Raw genomic sequence first — 5,126 nt, 5'->3', positions numbered from 1 at the left:
GGATGATCACGGACGCGCTCCGCGCGGATGGAGCTGCTCATGTCCCCGTTGCGATCCCTCCAGGGATGATCACGGACGCGCTCCGCGCGGATGGAGCTGCTCATGTCCCCGTTGCGATCCCTCCAGGGATGATCACGGACTCAAGGACATCGCGGGCGTGCTCACCCCCCGCGTGTTGCGATCCCTCCAGGGATGATCACGGACATGAGGGGCTGCCAGTCGTCCACGGCCACATGCAGTTGCGATCCCTCCAGGGATGATCACGGACCCCATGGTAAAGCTGCAGGTCGGAGGGGCCGCCTGGGTGTTGCGCATGGTGATCGTTGCAGCGGTCCGCCGGTAATGCAATCGCCCTGGTCAGGGCGTTGATCCTTCCGGGTCCTGTAGGGCGCCATGCCATCACGCCACCGTGCTCGTCTGCCAGCGGGGGCGGTTCGGCACCGCAGGTTGTTCGCGACGGTCAGCTTTCCAGGGCGTTCGGCTGGATGCCGGAGGTGAAGTCGTCGATGGCGATGGCGAGGTCCCGGGCTTTCGGCGCGGCTCGGTAGAGGGGATCTCGCTGGAGTACGACGCTGAGCCGTCGCACGCCTTTCCGAATCGGGAGTACTCGGTGCGGTTCGGGGATCGCGAGTACGGGGCGTAGCGCGTCGTGGGCGGCGTCGAGTGCGTGGAGGCGGAGGCGGGCCGTGGCCAGGTCGGCGCGAGCGATGGCTTCGGAGTTGTGGGATCGGTCCGCGTAGGGGGCTTGCTGATATGCGGTGACGGCCTCGTGTGCAGCCCGTTCGGATTCGGCGGGGTCGGGGAACCAGGCGGCGGTTCCGGCGATGATGCCGAGCTGTTCGGGTAGTGACAGGCGCATCAGGCCGCCCATGTCGTCGAGCTCGTCCGGTTCGACCTGATCACGTGTCCGGTAGCTGTGGGTCAGGGCGTTGCGGCTCCGGTTCGTGTCGCCGATGGCCGCGTAGGCGCGGGCCTGTTGCACGAAGGGCAGCACGGCGATTGATCCGTGTGCGTGTTCCGTATCGCGGCGGGCGAGCTCGGCGAACTGGATGGATTCGGCGTATTGACCCATCCAGTAGGAGGTTGCTGCCTGTTCGGTCCTGACGACGATACGGAGGCCGGGGTGTGCGGATCGGTTGGCACATAGAAGCGCGGCGTCCTGGTAGGTGATGGCTCTCCGGGTCTGGCCAAGATCGCGAGATGTGTGCGCGAGCATCGCGCACACCAGGCCGCCGAGAAGGTAGAGATCGCGTATTTGGTGCGGTTCGGTAGGGCCGTCAATCAGTCGGAAGATCGCCTTGCGTGCCACGATCAACTCGTCGACACGGAGGCTCAGGTGATCGCCGTAGGAGCGAGACAGACGCCGTACCTCGCTCCACAACATCTCGATGATCTCGGGGGCGGGTGTGTTCTCCGCGCGCACCAGGAATCGAAACGTCTCCTCGGCATCTGCCACTGCGGTGGTTGCCTCGAAGTTGGGCGGCTGATGCACCCGCGGCGGCTGGTTCTGAGGAAGGAGTTCAGGTGTGACCGGAACCGGGTCAGCTTCACTGAGCAGCGTGTCGATGGGTTGCCGGCACAGGGCTTCGAGGACCGAGCTTGCGGACGGATGGGGTCGGTGGACCAGTGTGCCGGCGAGCCAGCGTTTCGCCTGCCGTTCGCTGACGCTGTCGGCCCGCGCGTCGATGGCTTGTGCCGTTTCCGCATAGCGGCGGCGGAACTCCTCGACGGTCCATCCCTGCTGGCGGACCCAGCGGGCGAGCAGCGTTCGGGGCTCGGCGGGGGTCGACGGCATACGTGGACTTCCTTCGCGCTGGCCCAGAATTCCGGCAGTCCGGACAGTCCCGCCGGACCTTCAGCAAGCTTTACCGGCCGGTGGTCCGATTGTCACGGCCTGGCGCTCCTGGAGGCCGAAACGGCACCCAGATGGCACCCCGGCGACACCATGCCACTACTGGGTGCCACGTAGCTACCACGGAATTAGGCCCATGGGCGTCACTAGGAGCCGCTCGGTGAGCGACAAAGACTGTTCTCGGCGGCGCCTGCCGTATTGGCCTGGTCGTCCTCGGCGGAAGCCGTTTTGATCGGCGGACTGGTCGCCGTGGGCTTGGCCTGGTCGGGGCTGCGCCCATCGTCGTCGCCTCGGAAGGGGGTTGGCCATGGCCGGGTGTGAGAAACGAGCCGGGTTCGGGGGGGTGGGTGACGGCGTGCCGGTGGCGCCGGTTGTCCGGTGGGGATTGGCGACGTTCGGTTCGGGGCGGCGGTTGGAAGGGCTGATCGGCCCGTTCGATTCGCCGGCGGCGGCGGAAAGTCACGCGCGGGAGCGGTGCTATGGGGATTGGACGGTGGCGCCGATGTTGTGCGTGACCGACGCGGAGGAGGTGGCGGTGCTGTGAGCCTGATCGAGGGCGATGGTCCGGATGACTCGCGGTATCGCTGATTGCCGGAGGTGGCGTTACCCGACGTCGATGGGCTGTTGGTCTGCGCGGAACCGGTGTGGGATGGGCAGGCCGGGCGGCCGAGGATGGAGGTGGATTTCTGGCCGGTGGCGGCGGGGGTGCTGCTGGAGGCCGCGTTCGGTGCTGCCGGGCGGCCGGGGGTGATGGCGGTGGTCGTGCACCGTGGCAGGCGGGATCTGGGTGCCTCGCGGTTGGCGATGGTGGTGTTGGGCCTGCGGCTGGCGGTGCGGTCGGCCCGGCGGGGGCTGGTCGTGTGCGGCGGGTCGTTGAACGGGTTGGATGCAACGTTTCAGGGGCGGCGGCCGGTGGCGCATGAGGTGCTCGTGTGGGAGGCAGGAGAGGTCTGGGTGCCCCGGCGGGTGTGGGAGGTCATGGCACCTGACCGATATGAGCAGTGGATCAGTCGCCGGCAGATCCTCGGCCTGGGCCGGCGGCCGTGACCGCGTCCGGCGGGGAGGCCGGTACCGGGCCGGCGGGGCCTGCCATCGTTGGTGGAGCGGCTGGGCTTGGCGCTGTCCGCGCGGATCGCCGGGGAGTTGCCCGACGTGGACCGCGCCACGGTGGAGTTGGTGGTGGGTCGGGTGTTGGAGTTGCTGGCCCGGTCGGCGGCGGTGAACCGGTCCCATCCGTTGGCGGATGCGACGTTGTATCTGATGGCGCATGCGTTGGAAGACCAGGATCTGCACCGGTCGTTGGCCGGTATCCGGTTGCAGCTCCCGGGGCTGACTGTGGATACCGAGACGTTCCGCGGCGAGGTGGAGTTCCTCCGCCGGATGGGTGGACGCGAGAGACCTTCGCAGGAGTGATCGCGGTGTGTGAGCGGGTGACGGGCGAGAGGTCACGCCTCCCTGTCACCGGGCAGAGGGCCCGTGCGTCTCGTCCACGCGGCGGGGTCTCTGCCTCCATGGCCAGCACGCCGGTCATGGAAGTCGGCCCCGGGCTGGTCTGCGCCCCTCGCCACCGGCCCGGAGCCGCACTCGCGCCCAGAAGGATCAACGTCCTGACCTGGGCGATTGCATTACCGGCGGACCGCTGCAACGATCACCATGCGCAACACCCAGACGGACCCGCCGACCTGCGGCTTTACCGTGGGGTCCGTGATCATCCCTGGAGGGATCGCAACGACTCGGGGACGCCGAGGAGGCGGAACAGCGACTTGTCCGTGATCATCCTTGGAGGGTTCGCAACGGTACGACCTGGTGACGGATTTGCTCGCGGCTCGGTGGCCAGGGCGAAGGTGGTGGGTTCGCGTGGCTTGACCCGGACGGTTATGGCGGCGGGATCATGGAGTCGTGGCCGTCGATCGCAAGCATCAGCGTTATCAGCCGCTGGCCCGGCCGACGCCGGCGTACGACCGTCCACTCCAGGCGCGCTGGGCGGACGCGATGAAGGAGGCGATGGACGCCCGCCAGCTCGGCCGCACGGAGCTGACCGAGATGGTGGCCGCGGAGCTTGGCCTGGCGCCCGGCTCCGACAAGGTGCGGCGCTGGCTCGCGAACGACACCGTGCTCGACGCGCACGCCATCCGGCCCCTCGCGCACGCGGTCGGCGAGCACCCGCTGGCGATGCTCGCCGCCTACGGCCTCGTCGACAACGCCCCGCTTACGCTGGCCCTCCAGGTGGGGGACTACCGGCGACAGATTCTCGATCTGCAGGAGCGCCTCGTCGAGCGGCACCGGCAGACGGGGGCAGCGCTGTTCGTCGAGCAGGCGCTGCGCGCCGGGTCCTGGAACGCGGCAGTGTTCGCGCACTGGCGAGGCCGTCGGCTCCCCTACCACTTCGCGGACTATGTCCTGCTTGAGCCAATCCGGGGCCGGGTGTCCCAGGACGAGGCAAGACAGGTGTTCGCCGATGCTTTCGCCGCGACCGGCGCCGAATGGGACGATGCGCCCTTCGCCGGCGAGCCGATCGCCGCCGGTAACCAACTGCGGGTCTTCGTGCCGAGGCTCGCCGCGGTGCGCCCCGCTCGGCCATGGCGAGCCGACCTCGGCCAGGTGCGTGGCATCGTCGTCGCGGGGCCGAAGTGGGCCGGGATGTACTCGGTATCGGCACTGCTGTCCCGGGCACTCGGCTGGGGGCACGCCAGCTTCGACTACATGGCCCGGACGATCGACGGCACGTCGGACTCCGCCACCGCGACGACCCGCGAGCTGATGCGGGAATGGCTCGGCAACCCGGCGCAGTCGCCGGCCCACGTGTTCGCCCACGTCCTCGGCGAGCAGCCGGCGGACGCGGACGTCCGGCTGCTCGCCGCCGCCCCTCCCGAGATCGCCGTTTTCCTGCTGCTGCCCGAGGAACGCCCGATCGCCCCCACCGGCGTCGACGAGGCCGCCCGCCTCGGCGGGGTGGAGCCGGCGAAGCTGCGGTCATCGCTGGCGCGGTGGCGGGCGGCCATCCCCGAGCGCTCGCGGGTGGCCCACGTCGTCACGCCCACCCCCGTGGGGCGCGACGGCACGCCGGTCACCCGCGAGCAGCCTGGCTTTCTCGACGGCTACCTCGACGCCTCCGCCGACGCTGCGCTGCGGGTGCTCACCCTGCTTGCCGCGCCCGCCCCGGTAGCGTCCGTCATCCCGGCGCCGGCCCTGACCGATCAGTTCGCCCAGCTTGCCGCCGCGCTCTGAGCGCCGCCCGCCGACCGCCGCCGACCGCCGCCGACCGCTGCCGGGC

The 5,126-nt window shown here is 69.5% G+C and carries 5 protein-coding genes; 4 read left to right on the top strand and 1 reads right to left on the bottom strand.

Translation table 11 applies throughout. The annotated features are described in order from the left end of the window. Window positions 1–460 precede the first annotated feature (460 nt). Complete coding sequence (locus ND748_RS19355) at window positions 461–1,795, bottom strand: hypothetical protein (RefSeq protein ID WP_251747416.1); 1,335 nt, start codon at window positions 1,793–1,795, stop codon at window positions 461–463. Window positions 1,796–2,195: 400 nt separating this feature from the next. Here ND748_RS19355 and ND748_RS19350 point away from each other — a divergent pair, with 400 nt between their 5' ends. From ND748_RS19350 to ND748_RS19335, 4 genes are all read left to right on the top strand, one after another. Next, entirely contained in the window at window positions 2,196–2,396 is a 201-nt protein-coding gene (locus ND748_RS19350) for a hypothetical protein (RefSeq protein WP_251747415.1), read from the top strand. A 134-nt stretch (window positions 2,397–2,530) separates the two neighbouring features. Then, the gene (locus ND748_RS19345; RefSeq protein WP_251747414.1) at window positions 2,531–2,899 is read left to right on the top strand and encodes a hypothetical protein; all 369 of its coding nucleotides are present in this window, start codon (window positions 2,531–2,533) and stop codon (window positions 2,897–2,899) included. Window positions 2,900–2,965: 66 nt separating this feature from the next. Beyond that, a complete protein-coding gene (locus ND748_RS19340) occupies window positions 2,966–3,265 on the top strand; it encodes a hypothetical protein (RefSeq protein ID WP_251747413.1) in 300 nt (99 codons plus the stop codon). A 486-nt stretch (window positions 3,266–3,751) separates the two neighbouring features. Then, window positions 3,752–5,080 (top strand): hypothetical protein, encoded by a 1,329-nt coding sequence (locus ND748_RS19335; RefSeq protein ID WP_251747412.1) that lies wholly within the window; start codon window positions 3,752–3,754, stop codon window positions 5,078–5,080. The last annotated feature ends 46 nt before the right edge of the window (window positions 5,081–5,126 follow it).

Origin of the sequence: Frankia sp. AiPs1 (assembly GCF_023716945.1) — a bacterium.
Taxonomy (GTDB): domain Bacteria; phylum Actinomycetota; class Actinomycetes; order Frankiales; family Frankiaceae; genus Frankia.
The sequence above is the reverse complement of the archived record's forward strand: the minus strand, read 5'-3'. Positions and strand labels throughout refer to the sequence as shown.